The 15,378-nt window shown below is 33.0% G+C and carries 14 protein-coding genes; 5 read left to right on the plus strand and 9 right to left on the minus strand.

Annotation, left to right across the window (positions count from 1 at the left end):
• Positions 1-144: 144 nt before the first annotated feature.
• From cobT to IW18_RS07100, 4 genes are all read right to left on the minus strand, one after another.
• Positions 145-1,824 carry a nicotinate-nucleotide--dimethylbenzimidazole phosphoribosyltransferase gene (cobT, locus tag IW18_RS07085; protein ID WP_041516893.1) on the minus strand — a complete coding sequence of 560 codons (1,680 nt, stop codon included), beginning with the start codon at positions 1,822-1,824 and terminating at the stop codon, positions 145-147.
• 148 nt (positions 1,825-1,972) lie between these two features.
• Positions 1,973-2,482: a bifunctional adenosylcobinamide kinase/adenosylcobinamide-phosphate guanylyltransferase gene (cobU, locus tag IW18_RS07090; RefSeq protein WP_041516894.1), complete on the minus strand. Its 510-nt coding sequence runs from the start codon at positions 2,480-2,482 to the stop codon at positions 1,973-1,975.
• Between the two features lie 14 nt (positions 2,483-2,496).
• Positions 2,497-2,880: a four helix bundle protein gene (locus IW18_RS07095; RefSeq protein WP_041516895.1), complete on the minus strand. Its 384-nt coding sequence runs from the start codon at positions 2,878-2,880 to the stop codon at positions 2,497-2,499.
• 30 nt (positions 2,881-2,910) lie between these two features.
• Positions 2,911-3,273, minus strand: a complete 363-nt coding sequence (locus tag IW18_RS07100) for a DUF5522 domain-containing protein (RefSeq protein ID WP_041516896.1) — start codon at positions 3,271-3,273, stop codon at positions 2,911-2,913.
• 176 nt (positions 3,274-3,449) lie between these two features.
• Between IW18_RS07100 and IW18_RS07105 the strand changes: the two genes are divergently transcribed.
• From IW18_RS07105 to IW18_RS07115, 3 genes are all read left to right on the plus strand, one after another.
• Positions 3,450-4,589, plus strand: coding sequence for an ABC transporter substrate-binding protein (locus IW18_RS07105; RefSeq protein ID WP_041516897.1), 1,140 nt, complete (start codon positions 3,450-3,452; stop codon positions 4,587-4,589).
• 65 nt (positions 4,590-4,654) lie between these two features.
• The gene (locus IW18_RS07110; protein WP_052480110.1) at positions 4,655-5,623 is read left to right on the plus strand and encodes an iron ABC transporter permease; all 969 of its coding nucleotides are present in this window, start codon (positions 4,655-4,657) and stop codon (positions 5,621-5,623) included.
• Between the two features lie 232 nt (positions 5,624-5,855).
• The gene (locus IW18_RS07115; protein WP_041516899.1) at positions 5,856-6,632 is read left to right on the plus strand and encodes an ABC transporter ATP-binding protein; all 777 of its coding nucleotides are present in this window, start codon (positions 5,856-5,858) and stop codon (positions 6,630-6,632) included.
• Positions 6,633-6,783: 151 nt separating this feature from the next.
• On the opposite strand, the gene IW18_RS07120 is transcribed toward IW18_RS07115, so the two are convergent.
• Together IW18_RS07120 and IW18_RS07125 are read right to left on the minus strand one after the other, a co-directional pair.
• The gene (locus tag IW18_RS07120; protein WP_041516900.1) at positions 6,784-7,239 is read right to left on the minus strand and encodes a tRNA (cytidine(34)-2'-O)-methyltransferase; all 456 of its coding nucleotides are present in this window, start codon (positions 7,237-7,239) and stop codon (positions 6,784-6,786) included.
• Between the two features lie 52 nt (positions 7,240-7,291).
• On the minus strand, positions 7,292-7,876 hold the full coding sequence (locus IW18_RS07125; protein WP_041516901.1) for a pseudouridine synthase: 585 nt from the start codon (positions 7,874-7,876) through the stop codon (positions 7,292-7,294).
• Between the two features lie 458 nt (positions 7,877-8,334).
• Between IW18_RS07125 and IW18_RS23190 the strand changes: the two genes are divergently transcribed.
• Together IW18_RS23190 and IW18_RS07140 are read left to right on the plus strand one after the other, a co-directional pair.
• Positions 8,335-8,703 (plus strand): hypothetical protein, encoded by a 369-nt coding sequence (locus IW18_RS23190; protein WP_041516903.1) that lies wholly within the window; start codon positions 8,335-8,337, stop codon positions 8,701-8,703.
• A gap of 431 nt (positions 8,704-9,134) precedes the next feature.
• Positions 9,135-12,491: a T9SS-dependent choice-of-anchor J family protein gene (locus tag IW18_RS07140; protein WP_240475538.1), complete on the plus strand. Its 3,357-nt coding sequence runs from the start codon at positions 9,135-9,137 to the stop codon at positions 12,489-12,491.
• Positions 12,492-12,566: 75 nt separating this feature from the next.
• Here IW18_RS07140 and IW18_RS07145 read toward each other — a convergent pair whose 3' ends face one another.
• Genes IW18_RS07145 through IW18_RS07155 form a run of 3 tightly spaced genes read right to left on the minus strand, consistent with a single transcriptional unit; the run spans position 12,567 to position 15,345 of the window.
• Complete coding sequence (locus IW18_RS07145) at positions 12,567-13,088, minus strand: MepB family protein (protein WP_041516905.1); 522 nt, start codon at positions 13,086-13,088, stop codon at positions 12,567-12,569.
• 41 nt (positions 13,089-13,129) lie between these two features.
• Positions 13,130-14,797 (minus strand): hypothetical protein, encoded by a 1,668-nt coding sequence (locus tag IW18_RS07150; protein WP_041516906.1) that lies wholly within the window; start codon positions 14,795-14,797, stop codon positions 13,130-13,132.
• Positions 14,794-15,345, minus strand: coding sequence for an RNA polymerase sigma factor (locus IW18_RS07155; protein ID WP_041516907.1), 552 nt, complete (start codon positions 15,343-15,345; stop codon positions 14,794-14,796). Before IW18_RS07155 ends, IW18_RS07150 begins: the two co-directional genes overlap by 4 nt.
• Positions 15,346-15,378: the final 33 nt, after the last annotated feature.

Raw genomic sequence — 15,378 nt, forward strand, 5'->3', positions numbered from 1 at the left:
TATTGACGGTCATTTGTGCTGAGTTTCTAATGTGATTTCTCCTTCGTCGAAATGACAAGATTGTGGCGAATTATTGTTTTTTTTTCTGAAACTGAAAACTGAAAACTGAGACTGAAAACTGAGACTGAAAACTGCGACTGAATACTATTTACGACTAACCCCCGCACTTTCAAAACTTGCCATTTCATTCAAAAAAACTTCGGCCGACTTTAAAATAGGAAAAGCAATGGCACAACCGGTTCCCTCACCAAGACGTAAATCTAGATTTAAAATTGGTTTTGCGTCTAAAAAATCAAGTAGTTTTTGATGTGCTTGTTCAGCCGAACAGTGAGAAAAAATAGCATTTTTTATAATGTCAGGATTTATTTTAGAAGCAATTAAAAATGCCACACTACAAATAAAGCCATCGACCAAAATAATCATTTTATTTTCAAAAGCAGTTAGCATTCCGCTAGCCATTTGTATAATTTCGAAACCGCCAAAATAAGCAAGTTGTTCTTTTAATTCGGCTGGACCGGAATAATTTTCAATTGCTTTTTTAAGTAAGTTTTGTTTCTCAAGTAATTTACTGTTTTCAACACCAGTACCTTTTCCAACACATTCTTCAATTGGTAAACCAGTTAAAAGACTCATTAAGACAGATGCTGTAGAGGTATTCCCAATTCCCATTTCGCCAAAACCAATACAATTACAACCCGTTTGGGCAATATCGTTAACAATTGATTTTCCTTTTTCGAAACACAATTGTAATTCAGTTTGGCTCATTGCTGAAACATGCAAAAAGGATTGAGTTCCTTTGGCAATTTTGGCATTAATTAATTTAGCATTTGTTGGAAAATCATAGTTTACACCAGCATCAACAATAGATAATTCAATATTATTTTGTTTGCAGAAAACATTTATGGCAGCGCCACCTTCGAGAAAATTGCCCACCATTTGTCGAGTAACATCCTGCGGATAGGCACTTACGCCATGATTTGCAATACCGTGGTCAGCTGCAAAAACAACAATATTTGGATTTGTTATTTTGGGATTTAAGGATTGAAGAACCGTTGCGATCTGAAAAGCCAATGTTTCAAGAGTTCCCAAAGCACCAATAGGTTTAGTTTTAGAATCTATTTTTTCCTGCAATAGAGTAATGAAATCATTATTAGTTATTTCCTCATTTTGAGATTTCAGAGGAAAATCCGGAATGTAATTTTCAGATATGTTCTTGATCTCTGTACAATTTGGAGCTTCAGATTTTTGTTTCCAATGCAACTGTTGTAACATCGGTTGATTATCATAATTGGTAGCAGGTTTTCCAATACAGAAATAACCGAGAGGTTCAATATTTTCGGGTAAATCGAGAATCTTTTTAAACTGATAATAATTTAAAATCGAAACCCAACCCATTCCATAACCTTGTTCTGTAAGTGAAAGCCAAATATTCTGTGCCGCACAAACCGAACTAAATTTTACAGCCTCATTACTTCCCACAGTTCCAATCGTAAATTGGTTTAAAACAGAGCGGTCATAAGCAATAATAAGACCAATTGGAGCCTCTTCAATCGCTTCTAACTTTAAGGATTTATAGCGTTCTTTTTGTTCTGGATTGTCGGTAAGTTCTTCTGCTTTTTTGTTATAATCTAAAAATAAATCTTTTACCGCTTTTTTAACTTCTTCAGATTTTATGATATAATATCTCGTTGCATCCGTCAGTCCAACAGATGGCGCCCAGTGTCCAGCTTGCAATGCTTTTTCAATTACTTCATCGGGAACACTATCAGTTGTAAAATGTCGAGTGTCGCGTCGCGATTTTAAAATATCATCTAAATGGCTCATCTTTAAATTCCAATTTTTTTAAATTCCAAATTCCAACTCAATATCAATGACAATTTCAAAAAAACAATTTCAATTTGAAGTCTGATATTTAAGTAAAGGTAAAGTATAGCTTTGGAATTTGGAATTTAAGTTTTGGAATTTTAAAATTTTATCCTTTGATCTTAACCGGAATTCCTGAAACCATCAAAACTACTTCGTCTGCGTTTGAGGCCAAAAACTGATTCATCCAACCTTGTAATTCGGTAAATTTTCTGCCAATATGAGTTTCAGCATGCACACCCATTCCAATTTCGTTGGTTACAATTATTAAGGTTGCATTTTCCTGATTGGCGATAGAAAGAAATTCTTTTTTAGCTTCGTCCAGACTTAAAGAAACATCATTTTGGGTATCAACAAAAAAATTCGTCAGCCAAAGCGTTACACAATCAATTAAAGCTATTTTTCCGGAAAAATCAATTTTACTTAAGTATTTTTCTTCCTCGATATTTGTCCAGCGTTCATCGCGTTCTTGTTGATGACGGTCAATTCTATTTTGGAAATCCGAATCCCATTTTCTGGCAGTTGCAACATAAAGTGGAGCATTAGTAAGTTGCAAAGCCAAATTTTGAGCATAACTGCTTTTTCCTGAACGCTCACCTCCGGTAATTAGGTAAATCATTTTTTAATTGTTAATTATGAATTGTTAGTTGTTAATTTTTTATTGTTGATTTGATTTTTTGTTGTTTTAAGGATACTGGTTATTAGTTTTAATATTTCAATGGCATCATTATGAATGTTTTTGAATTCTTTTTCATTTAAAAAATCAGTAGCTTTTAATAATTCTAACCAATAAACAGTTTCACTGATTTCTTTTTGTGCAATTGCAAATTTGTGTACGAAATCATTTTTGCTTTCAGCATGTTCAGCCTCGCGAGCCATTGCGCCAATACTTGTTCCAGACCTTAAAAGTTGTTTGGAAAGCGTAAATTCTTTTTTTTCAGAACATAAATATTGATATAGTTTCACAATTCGAATAGCAAAATCGAAAGTCTTATTTTTTACAATGTTGTTTTTCATAATTAACAACCAACAATTTATAATTAACAATTAATAAGGGCAATGTCGGCAATCATTTCCGCAGCAAGCTCCTCGTTTAAGATGAAACCAAGGTTTAAAAACGTAATTTCCGTTTTCGATATAATAGTCAATTCCTTCAATTAATTTTTCTTGTTTGGGTAAAGATATAGCTTTGTTTTTTAGTGCTCTTTGTGGAGTAAGTGTCTCAACATAAGCATCAATTTTATCTTCGCAGGCTTCTTTAAAGCAAACTGGACAAAGACAATCTCCTCCTTCAGACATGTTGAAAATAGGAGGGAAGTCATTACACCAACATTTGCTTTCTTCAGAAATATCTCCACAACTAAATGAAGATTCACAACTCGAGCAGGTTTTTGTTTTTATCGTATTCATGGGGCAAAGGTGGTATTTGTTGCGTTTTGTAAGAATAAAGGTAGACAAAAAAAATAGAAATTGCGTTACCTTTGCGATTATTGAAAATGTAAATTATGGAATTGGACGATTCAAATTATATGCCATAATCCAGAAAAACAAAGTCGAATTCCTTTAATAAATAATAGAGCCTATATATGAGACATTTACCTAAATTGATTTTTGTTTTATCATTTTTTATTCTTGTTGGATGCAAAAAAAATGAAACCACAGTTGTCGAAAAATCTGAAATTGCAAAGAATAGTATCGAATACGCTTCTGGTCTTTCTATTGTAAAACAAGAAGGATACTCGATTGTAACCGTTACAGAACCGTGGCCAAATGCTAAAGGAAAATTTACTTATGTCCTAAAAGAAAAAGACGCCAAAGTTCCGGATAGTCTACAATCATATGCTACAATAAAAGTGCCTCTGGAATCTATTGTCGTGACATCGACAACTAATATTCCGTTTTTAGAGATGTTGGAAGTCGAAAATAAATTGGTTGCTTTTCCTCATACCGATTATATTTCTTCAGAAAAAACCAGAGCTTTAATAGACAAAGGTTCAGTAAAAAATGTAGGTGAAAATGAAAAATTAAATATTGAACAACTTATAGAATTATCTCCAGATTTAATTGTGACTTTTGGAGTAGATAATAACAATCCAGCTTTAGATAATTTGAAGAAAAGCGGTTTAAGTATCTTAATTCAAGCTGATTGGATGGAACAGTCTCCGCTAGGAAAAGCAGAATGGATTAAACTTTATGGTGCTTTATTTGGCAAGGAAGATATGGCAAAAGAGCTATTTGATAAAATTGTTTTAAGTTACGATCAGGCCAAAAAATTGGTTGCAAATAAACCTGCAACGTCAACTGTTTTATACGGTTCTATGTACGAAGATGTTTGGTACGTTGCAAAAGGAAATAGTTGGGTTGCACAATTTATGAAAGATGCTCATGCCAATTATTTATGGGCAGATTTAAAAGGAACCGGAAGCGAAGGTTTGTCTTTTGAAAAAATATTAGTAAAAGCAAAATCTGCAAATTTCTGGATTGCTTCGGGATCATTTAAAAGCTTGGCAGAAGTAGAAAAAGCCAATCCGCATTACAGTCAGTTTGATGCTTTTAAAAATAAAAACGTTTATACATTCGAAGGTAAATATGGAGCGACAGGAGGAACTGTTTATTATGAACTGGCACCAAGTCGCCCGGATTTAGTCTTAAAAGATTATATCAAGATTTTTCATCCGGATCTTTTACCAAGCTACGAATTTACTTTTGCGTCTAAATTAAACTAAGTTCATTGATAAATAAAAAGCGAAATATAATCCTGTTTTCGGTACTTGGTTTAGTCCTTCTGTTCATGTTTTTTCTAGACATTAGTTTAGGATCGATCACCATTCCTTTCAAAGAAGTTTATACCAGTTTAACAGGTGGGCAAGCAAGCAAAACAACTTGGGAATACATTATTATTAACTATCGTTTGCCAAAAGCAATTACAGCTGTTTTGGTTGGAGTTGGGTTGGCTATAAGCGGATTATTAATGCAAACATTATTTAGAAATCCTCTCGCAGGTCCTGATGTTTTAGGATTAAGTTCCGGAGCTATTTTGGCAGTTGCAATTGTAATTTTGGGTGCAGGTTTTTTACCATCATTTCTAAATTCGGTTTTGTTATCTCCATATATAATTGTGCTTGCATCGACATTAGGAAGTATTTCGGTTTTGATGCTCGTTTTATTAGTAGCGCAAAAGTTGCGAAATACGATGGCAATTTTAATCGTAGGACTTATGTTTGGTAGTTTTACCAGTGCTATTGTTGGGGTTTTAACCTATTTTAGTTCGGCAGAACAGTTACAGAAATTTACTTTTTGGTCATTAGGAAGTTTAGGAAGTCTTTCCTGGACATCGATTGCTATTTTGGCAGTTTGTGTGGGTTTTGGTTTACTCTTGAGTGCTAGTAGTATAAAACCTTTAAACGCATTGCTGCTTGGCGAAAACTATGCAAAAAGTATGGGTTTGAATTATAAAAAAGCCCGACTTGTTATCATTTTTGCCACGAGTATTTTGGCAGGAAGTATAACTGCTTTTGCGGGGCCAATTGCTTTTATTGGTTTGGCTGTGCCACATATTGCAAAGCTAACTTTTCAAACCAGTAATCATGCAGTTTTATATTGGAGTACGTTTTTTTACGGAGGTATAATTATGCTTTTTTGCGATATTGCTTCGCAATTACCGGGATTAGAAACCACATTGCCAATCAATGCAATCACCTCTATAATTGGTGCGCCGGTTGTAGTTTATTTGCTAATGCGTAAAAGAAATTTTCAGTAAAAATATTAGCCACAGATTGCATAGATTAAACGGATTGTCGCAGGTTATTTTAATTGTTTTAATCTTAAAAAAACTTAGTAACAATAAAGAAAAATTTTGGCAAATATATTAGCCACAGATTGCACGGATTAAACAGATTGCCACAGTTTATTTAAAATCAATTTAATCCTTGTAATCTGTGGCGAAAAAACTTAGCAACTTAGTATCTCAGTCACTTAGCAACTAAAAAAAAATGAGTATCATTCTAAAAACTATAAACTTAACTATTGGCTATAAGTCCAAGAAATCGGTTGTAACTATTGCTGAGAATCTAAATTTAAATCTAGCTTCGGGAAAACTGATTTCATTAATTGGAGCAAACGGAATTGGAAAATCGACTTTGTTACGAACCATTACGGGAATTCAGCAACCTTTATCTGGGGATGTGTTTTTGAATGATCAGAATATAAACTCCTACAAACCTTTAGATTTAGCACAGAATTTAAGTTTGGTTTTAACCGAAAAATTACCGCCGAGTAATTTATCTGTTTTTGAGTTAGTCGCGCTCGGACGTCAGCCTTACACGAATTGGATTGGTACTTTAAACCAAACAGATATCGAAAAAGTTCAGGAAGCTTTAGAATTGACTCAAATCGAACATTTGGCTCAAAAAAAGCATTTCGAAATAAGCGATGGACAATTGCAAAAAGTTCTAATTGCGCGAGCTTTGGCGCAAGATACTCCGTTAATTATTTTGGATGAACCTACAACGCATCTTGATTTATTGCATAAAGTTTCACTGTTTAAATTGCTAAAGAAGCTAACTCAGGAAACACAAAAATGTATTTTATTTTCGACACACGATATCGATTTGGCAATTCAGTTAAGTGACGAAATGATTATTATGACACCAGAAGTTGTTGTGCAGGATGAACCTTGTAATTTGATTTCAAACGGAAGTTTTGCGACTTTGTTCAAAGACGAACATATTACTTTTGATGCAGAAAAAGGGAAATTTATAATTACTTAGATTTTTTTCAGGAGTTAATCATGCTGTCCACTATATCTTTTGCAGCTCCCGAAGCCTCGGAACCGCCACAAAAGGATACCGCTCCCATCAGGGCTAGGGCATTAGTTTTCATAAAACATTAAGCCGATTTGACAATTAAACAAATAAGCGATTAAACTTTTAATCCAATTTGTCTTTTAGCTTCACCAACAACAAAAGCCACAGAATTGGCAATATTAAAACTTCTAATTAATTTTGACATTGGAATGGTTAAGTGGTTTTCAAAACGATCAAGAACCTCTTTACTTAATCCAACACTTTCTTTACCAAAAACCAACCAATCGCCATCTTGAAAATCAGTTTCGAGATACGATTTATCGGCATGAGAACTCATTAAAAAAACACGAGATTGATCTGGAACTTGCGCAATCCATTCTTCGATGTTTTGATATTCAGTAACATCAAGATGTACCCAATAATCCAGACCGGAACGTTTCAGGTTTTTGTCGTTAATTACAAATCCAAAAGGGTGAATTAAATGCAGGCGACTTTCCGTACCTACACACAAGCGTCCAATATTTCCAGTATTATTTGGTATTTCAGGTTCAACAAGAACTACGTTTAGCATTATCGTTTATTTGTTTATTTGGTTAATCGTTTATTCGGAAATTATCTAATTCTCAAATTGCCGCATTATCTAATTTAAAAAAATCAGAAACTTCAAGAACTTCTCCGGCTTTTAAGTTTTGCAAATATACATTTCCTATTCTAACGCGAACCAATCGTAACGTTGGAAAACCAACCGCAGCAGTCATTTTTCGAACCTGACGAAATTTTCCTTCATTAACCGTTATTGAAGCCCAGGAAGTGGGACCGTGACGTTCGTCTCTTATTTTCTTGGCTCTTGGACCAAAATCAGGAATATCAGTCACGATAAAAGCAGAACAAGGTTTAGTTTGATATTTTCCACCATCAAAACCAATTTCGACACCTTTTTGCAATTGTTCGATAGCTTCGGGAGTTATAATTCCATCGACTTGAACATAATATTCTTTGTCGACTTTTTTGCTTCTTATTTGTTCGCTAACTTTTCCATCAGTCGTCAATAAAAGTAAACCTTCAGAATCTTCATCAAGTCTTCCAATTGCCATTGTGCCAACGGGAAAATTGTGCAATTCGCCTAAAAGTTTTTTCTTCCTTTTTAATTCGTATATAAATTGACTTAAATAGCCGTAAGGTTTAAAAAGAATAAAATGGTGATGCATTTTGTGTTTTTTAGAATGCAAAGATAGTTTTGTTTCAGATGTAATACCAATTTAAACTATTCCTGTTTCTCCTTTTTCATTTTCGTTTGCCATAGATAAACAAACCAAACTAGAGTTATTCCAAAAATGACAAATAACAACGGATAATAGTTTTTGAAAAAATCATGAAAGTAACTTCCAATTAAAATATAGGCCGATGCCATGCAGAGTTTTATGATTGAAAATTCGGCATTTGACCAACTAGTTTTGATTTTTAAAAAATTCATAATACCAAATTTTAGAGTTACTTATAAAAGTATGATTTTGACTATTAGCATACAATATTGAGTGTTTAATATTTTGATTTGTATGCTATTGGGATTTTAAAGAATCCATATTTAAACCAAAAGCTATGTTAAAAGGTTAATTTCTCCATCTTAAAATTCGTAATATTATATAGTAATGAAAAATATAACGTCATGGAAAATAATAATTTAGGTTCTAAGAAAATAAATGGAACGCAAAAAGATAGCGATTCAGCAAAAGGTAAAAATGTTTCTCATAATGCAGATTCAGATGCTGCTAAACTAAAAAAAGAAGTTGTAACTGATGCCGCTGGAAATAAAGAAATTGTGGATCGGGCGCGAAATGTAAACGAAAATATTGAAGAAATTTCAAATGAAGTAAATCCGAATAATCCAAATGTTAATCGAGGTGTTGACACAGATGAAGAGGCGCAGAAAACAGTCGAAAATAAAGATCGAAATTCTGATGTTGCCCCTAATCGTTATCCAAATTCGCATCCTGATAATCATGAAGACAGAGGAAATATGAAATTAGATGAGTGATATTTTTTACTACTCTGGATTTTGCTAAGTTTCTTATTCTTAATTATAAAATTTAAAAGCTATCTCGATTTGAGATGGCTTTTTTTTTGTTACATAAATTACATTGTAAAAATTATTTATAAGATTTATTTTATTAAAAATTATAATTACGTTAATTCGTACAATAGTATATAATTTTATAAAGTCGATATATACCTGATAATTTGTAAAATAATATCAAATTAAATTGAGTTTTGTTGGAGAATGTTTATAAAATGAAATACAATAAGTTTAAGTTTTCGCAATATTCGCTTAACTTTAAACGACATAAATTTGATTTCTAAAAACTTTATTTTTTTTAACGTATGAAAAACAATTACTCTGTTCGCCATCTCATGGCTTTATTAAGTTTTTTTTATTGTTGTTCTGGGAGTCTTTTTGCCCAGATAATAATGCCAGCAAAACAAACATTGCCTTACAAGCAAAAATTTGATACTTGGCCAAATGATGCAACGCCCGAGGCAACGAGCTTTTTACCAGGTTTTCAAGGATGGGTTGCAGGAGCAAATGTTTCTGGGCCAACTCAATATATTACAGATGCTACTCTAACTGCAAATGCTACAATAATTGCAGGTAAAGATGCAGCAAATACAGCTGGAAGCTTTTATAACTATGGCGGAAAAATAGGTTTTCTAAATACAGGAACATTTAATTTTGCGCTTGGTTTTGCTTTTTCAAGTATTGGACAAACAGATATAAAAGTTCAGTATGATGCAATTACGATTAGAAATCCTTACGATGTACCTCCAAAGACTACTAATACGAGAATCAATGAAATGATTCTGCAATATAGAATTGGAGATAATACCCCTTTTATTAATCTACTAGATACGGCGTATAAAAATAATACAGATAATCAACTAAGTGGTGTAGCAGATCAAAATTTGAAAACAATAACAGTTGTTTTACCTGCTGAATGCGAAAACAAAGACTTAGTTCAAATTAGATGGATTTCAAAACAAGAGTCTGGAGGAGGTTCAAGACCTTCTTTTGCAATCGATAATATTGTAATTGGAAGCGATGTTACTGCACCAATTGCTGCTTCGGGTTATCCAAAAGCAGAAAATATTTATGGCGAAAGTTTTGATTTTTCGAACAAACTAAACGAAGTAGCCAAAACGTATTACGTTTTAGTACCGTCAGGAAGTGCACAACCAACAGTTGCACAATTAAAAGCTGGTCAAAATGCAACTGGAACAGCGGCTTTACAATCTGGTTTATTAGACATTACAAATCCTGCTGAGACTGTTGTTAAAAATTTCGCAGGATTAAGTTTAGGAACTTCATATTCGGTGTTTTCTGTTTCTGAAGATCCTTATGGAAACATTCAGTCTGTAATTAACAAAGTTGATGTTACTACTGCAAGCGTGCCAACTCCCTTAGTATCTCCTTCAGTAGCTTCTTTAGATTTGGGTTTTTCACAGTCTAATTTTGCATCAGATGTTTTAAGTTATAAAATTCAAGCCGTAAATCTTACGAATGATGTAGTTTTAACTTCAACGGCAAATTTTTCAATATCTAAAGACAATACTACTTTTAGTTCTTCTGTAACTTTTACTGTTGCTGATTTAGCTTCAAATGCAACACCAACAGTTTATGTAAAGTTTACACCAAATGCTCTTACTGGTTTTTCGGGACAAATAGCGCATGCAACAACTGGTGGACCTACTAGAATTGTAACACTTAGCGGAGTTGGAATTAATGCTTATCAGCAAGGTTTTAACGATCTAAATGTTTTAACAAATAGTGGATGGACACAATTTGATTTAGCTGGGCCTTTAAACAAATGGGCAGCAACAACAGTTACAAGAAATGTAAATTCTGGAACTGGAGCTGTTTTGATAAATGGATATTCTGATACGGTAGCGAGTAAAGATTGGTTGATTTCTCCAAAATTGCATTTAGAGAATTTTGACAAATTTGCTTTGCTTTCGTTTTATTCCCGAAAGTTTTATGCAGGTGCTAATTTAAAATTAATGGTTTCTACAGATTACGATGGTAAAAGTAATCCTGAAGGAGCTACTTGGGTAGAACTAAATGGTAATTTTCCAACTACAACCGGAACATATGCGCAATCGCAATATATTAAGTTAGACGCTTACAAAACAAGTCATACATATTTGGCGTGGGTTTATGCAACAACAGCTGGTGGATTAAACAATGCTGCCGAATGGTCGCTAGATGATATATCTATTACCAATGAGCCTGGTTACATTGATACAAAACCAGTTTTAGATTTTGGTGATGTACTTCCAAATGCTGTTTCTGCAAGTCAAACCTTTACGCTTAAGGCGGAAGGACAAGGAGATATTACACTTACAGCTCCAGCAGATTTTCAACTATCTTTAAACAATACGTCATTTCAATCGACTATAGTAGTTTCGGCGGCTGATGCGTTAGCAACCAAAACAATTTATGCAAGATTTACGCCTTCTGTAAAAGCATTAACTATTTCGGGTGTTGTAACGGTAGCAGGAAATTCTATCAACAAACAAATTGGGAATTTTACAGGTTCTTCTGTGCTAAAAGCAGATACTTTTGATGTTGTAACCTATAATTTAGAGTTTTTTGGTACAGCTGTAAAAGATGCAAAAGGTGTTGAATTTGGTCCAACAAATAATACACTACAAGTCGAAAATGTTGCCAAAGTAATGAATAAATTAAATGCTGACGTTTATGTAGTTCAGGAAGTTTCAGACGAACCTTCGTTAGATGATTTGATTAAAAAGATAAGCGTTAACGGAAAAACGTTCGATAAAACGATCTCGACTTCATGGTCTTATTCTTTTGAGAAAACACCAGATCCATTTTTTCCACCACAAAAATTAGTGGTACTTTATAATACACAAACGACTACAGTAAAAAAGACTCGTGTAATGTTTAAAGATTTATACGATCAAATACAAGCCGATAAAACAACTTTACCAAATTACCCTGGAGGTAGTAGTAAAAGTTTCTTCTCATCTGGACGTTTGCCTTACATGGTAAAAATAGAAACTAATATTGCAGGAGTTACAAAAGAAATTAATTTGATCGATCTTCACGCGCGTGCCAATAGCGGAACGGATATTAGTAGATACAACATGCGTAAATATGATTCTCAGGTATTAAAAGACAGTTTAGATCAATATTATCCAAATTCTAATTTAATCATTTTAGGAGATTATAATGATGATGTTAAAGCATCTGTAATTACGCCAAATCCTTCTTCGTATAAAATGTTTGTTGATGATACTGCTAATTATACTGCGCTTACTTTAGAAATTAGTAAAGCTGGTGCTTTTAGTTATTTGAGCTCTAACGGATTTTTAGATCATATTATGATTTCTAATGAATTGAACGATCAATATATTCCAAATTCTATTGCAGTTTATGATCCGCGTGCAGATATTGCTGACTATGTTAATACAACTTCAGATCACGGGCCAGTAATTGCGCGTTTTGAACTAAAAGCGGCTACTTTGTCTATTCCGGATTTTGAAACTAAAAATGGATACTTTGTACAAGCGTTTCCTAATCCTACAACAGATGTGGTAAATGTTGTGGTTAAAACAAATAACGACAAAAAACTAAAGTTTAAACTTTACGATATTACAGGTCATTTAGTTGGAAACCCTGTCGAAATAAACTCATCAGAGGATTTTAGTACAACAGCAGTTCCTGTAAATTATTTACCATCAGGAATCTATGTTTATACTTTGACAGAGAATAACAAAATAGTCTACAAAGGAAAAATCATTAAAAACTAAGTAGAGAATACAATAAACCAAAAAAGGCAGTTCAATTTTGAACTGCCTTTTTTTATGCTTGCACATGAAGTGTTTTTAAAACAATGCTTTGAATTTATTTAAATCTGCTTCAGGTGTTATTGGATAGAAATAGCGTAATTGCCATTCTTGTGTTTTCTGAGCTTGTTTACTTGTAGTTTTGTCCCAAGGCGGATAAACTCTCGTAGCTCTTTTGCCTTCTTTTGTAGATGTTGAAAAGATTCCTTTTTCTAATAAAACAGATTTCGGAAAAATAAACTGACCAAATAAATCATCTTTTCGAACGCTAACAATTACAAAATCAATAGAATCCGAAAAGTCAAAAGGTTCAATTATACCCGTTTTATTTCGTTTCCATAAAGTAACAAACTGACCTGTTTTAGTTGGCGTAATTTTAGCCATTCGATAACAAATGTACTTTTGGTTCAACTGAAAAACATAGGCATCATAATCGCTGCTTTCTGCTTCTGGCTGAGGTTGAGTACATTCAAAATGGCAAGAATCATAAATTAATTCTTTTGCAATAAGAAGATCTTTTGGTAATAGATTTTGATTAATCCAATTGTTGTTTAATGTCATTTTCAGAAGTTGCTTATTGCAAAACTACCATAAAAAGAACTTTAAAAAGAAACATTCAATCCAAAATTCAATCCCCATTGAAATTGATTAAAAGATTGATTGTTTAATGGATTCATATAATAATTCATTGCAGGCTCAACAAAAACATTTGTTTTTTTGTACACACGATATTGCAACGTACTACTTAAAGTCGATCCGTAAACAAAATCATTTGCATTCGCATTTTCACCAATCGATTGTCCGTTTAAAGCCATATTGTTAGAAATCAATTTACCTACAAAACCACCAGTGTTCAAGTTAATACTTGCTTTGTTTTTACTAAAAACGGCATACGAAACCTCCATAGGCATTTCGATATAACGTAAATTTTGATCTAAGTTTCCCGTCTGTATACTACTACTCTGAATGTTGTTTTGTTTTAGCGCATTTGTCGTATTTGCAGAAACAAAAACATAATTATGGTTCGTGCTAATTTGCGGAGTTGCGTTCGATGCATTTTGATTAAAATAATCGCTTGAACTCATAAAGGCAACACTATTTGTTTTCGTATACGCTATTTTGCTAATGGTTTGCCCCAATTCGTTGATCTTAAAACCAGACCCAACAGCCCATTTTTTGTTTATTTTATATTTTGTTTTAACACCGTAAGTGCTTCCTTGCTTAGACTCATTGGCATTACCAAGGGTTTTATCATTTTTATAGTTTTCAGAATTTGCAAGTCCTGCAAAAACTTCAACAGCCCATTTTTCCGCTTTAGAATTGGTTTTGTTTTTCTTTTCTTCTTTACTTTCCGTCGCAACAATACCTTTTTCTAAATTATTAAGCTCAGCTAACTGTATAGAATCTTGTTTGTTTAAAACATCTTTAAATTTAGAATTGCTAGTTTGATTCCCGGCTATCTCTTTACTTGGTAAAAAGTTTTCATTCTTTTGTTTTGCACTCTCATTTAAAATAGAGTTCGAAGAATTAAACGCAACATTATTAGTGTTTTTAGAATTCAATTGATCTTCAAAAATAGAATTTGAAAGTTTGTTTTTTGAGTTCGACTGAAATGAATTTGCTTTACCGGAATTAAACGTTTTTTCGGCCAAAGCTTTATTTGCAGCTTTTATATCGTTGCTTAAAATCTGATTTTTTGAAGCCGTGTTAAAACCATTAGACCTGTTCAACTTGAAATTATTCTCTTTGGCAGAAGTAGCAACTGCATTTTTGGTAACAATTGGATTCGTACTTGTTTTTCCTGTTTTTGACGTAGGAGTTATTGCATCAGAATTTGTTTTGTTTTCCGCATCAGCGTGAGCAACTGTCGTTTTTTGATTTTCCTGAGAAGTACTAGATTCATTCGACTTGTTTATTGAAGATGACTTATCGTCAACTACAACTGATTTTTGTTCCGTCGAGATTTTATCAGCATTAATTTCCTGATTAGGAATTGTTTTGTTTGTATTTAAATCATTGTTTTTCTTATCCAGAACAACATTATTGTTATTGTCTAAAGTTTTGATTCCAGATGTAGAGTTAAAATGTAAAACAGAAGGGATTGACAAACCTAGCAGTAAGCATGCAGCAGCCGACCACCAAAGAATAGCTCTTTTTTTCTTTTTTGGTTTGTCTAATTTTTCTTCAATCTGACTCCATAGTTCAGGAGGCGGAACACTCGAAAAGTCTTCCATTGATGAAAAAATATCTTCTATATTTTGCTTTTTCATGCTATTTTAAAATTTTTTATGCTCAATATTCTTTTTTGCAAAATATGCTTGGCCCTATTTAAGTTTGATTTTGATGTTCCTTCGGAGATTTTTAATAATTCGGCGATTTCTTTATGTTTCATTTTTTCGAAAACATATAAATTAAAAACCGTTCGGTATTGATCAGGTAAATCTCGAATGTATTCCAACAATTTTTCTTGTTCTATCGGAATAGCGTCCAGTTCTTCCTCTTCAACAAAATCTGTATCAGGATCAAAAACATCCAAAAAGAAATTTTCTTTTTTCTTCTTATTTAAGGTTTCAATAAGTTTATTAATGAAAATACGTTTTAGCCATCCTTCAAAGCTTCCTTCAAATTTGTATTGGCTGATTTTTTGAAAAACAATCACAAATGCTTCCTGAAAAACATCTTTGGCATCGTCCTCATTTTTCATATATTTTAAGCAAATACCATATAAAACAGGAGAGAACAACTGATAAATTTTCAGTTGTCCCTCTCTGTCATTTTTTATACAGAGGCGAATATATTTTTCTAAATCGTCTTTCAAAAAGTGGTATTGTTTTGGTTTGGCAAAAATAGG

The sequence above is a fragment of the Flavobacterium hibernum genome (genome assembly GCF_000832125.1).
Taxonomy (GTDB): Bacteria; Bacteroidota; Bacteroidia; order Flavobacteriales; family Flavobacteriaceae; genus Flavobacterium; species Flavobacterium hibernum.

Coding starts and splice junctions, on each gene's coding strand:
- cobT (WP_041516893.1), bottom strand. CDS start 1,824: ATGAGCCATTTAGATGATATTTTAAAATCGCGACGCGACACTCGACAT.
- cobU (WP_041516894.1), bottom strand. CDS start 2,482: ATGATTTACCTAATTACCGGAGGTGAGCGTTCAGGAAAAAGCAGTTAT.
- IW18_RS07095 (WP_041516895.1), bottom strand. CDS start 2,880: ATGAAAAACAACATTGTAAAAAATAAGACTTTCGATTTTGCTATTCGA.
- IW18_RS07100 (WP_041516896.1), bottom strand. CDS start 3,273: ATGAATACGATAAAAACAAAAACCTGCTCGAGTTGTGAATCTTCATTT.
- IW18_RS07105 (WP_041516897.1), top strand. CDS start 3,450: ATGAGACATTTACCTAAATTGATTTTTGTTTTATCATTTTTTATTCTT.
- IW18_RS07110 (WP_052480110.1), top strand. CDS start 4,655: ATGTTTTTTCTAGACATTAGTTTAGGATCGATCACCATTCCTTTCAAA.
- IW18_RS07115 (WP_041516899.1), top strand. CDS start 5,856: ATGAGTATCATTCTAAAAACTATAAACTTAACTATTGGCTATAAGTCC.
- IW18_RS07120 (WP_041516900.1), bottom strand. CDS start 7,239: ATGCTAAACGTAGTTCTTGTTGAACCTGAAATACCAAATAATACTGGA.
- IW18_RS07125 (WP_041516901.1), bottom strand. CDS start 7,876: ATGCATCACCATTTTATTCTTTTTAAACCTTACGGCTATTTAAGTCAA.
- IW18_RS23190 (WP_041516903.1), top strand. CDS start 8,335: ATGGAAAATAATAATTTAGGTTCTAAGAAAATAAATGGAACGCAAAAA.
- IW18_RS07140 (WP_240475538.1), top strand. CDS start 9,135: ATGCCAGCAAAACAAACATTGCCTTACAAGCAAAAATTTGATACTTGG.
- IW18_RS07145 (WP_041516905.1), bottom strand. CDS start 13,088: ATGACATTAAACAACAATTGGATTAATCAAAATCTATTACCAAAAGAT.
- IW18_RS07150 (WP_041516906.1), bottom strand. CDS start 14,797: ATGAAAAAGCAAAATATAGAAGATATTTTTTCATCAATGGAAGACTTT.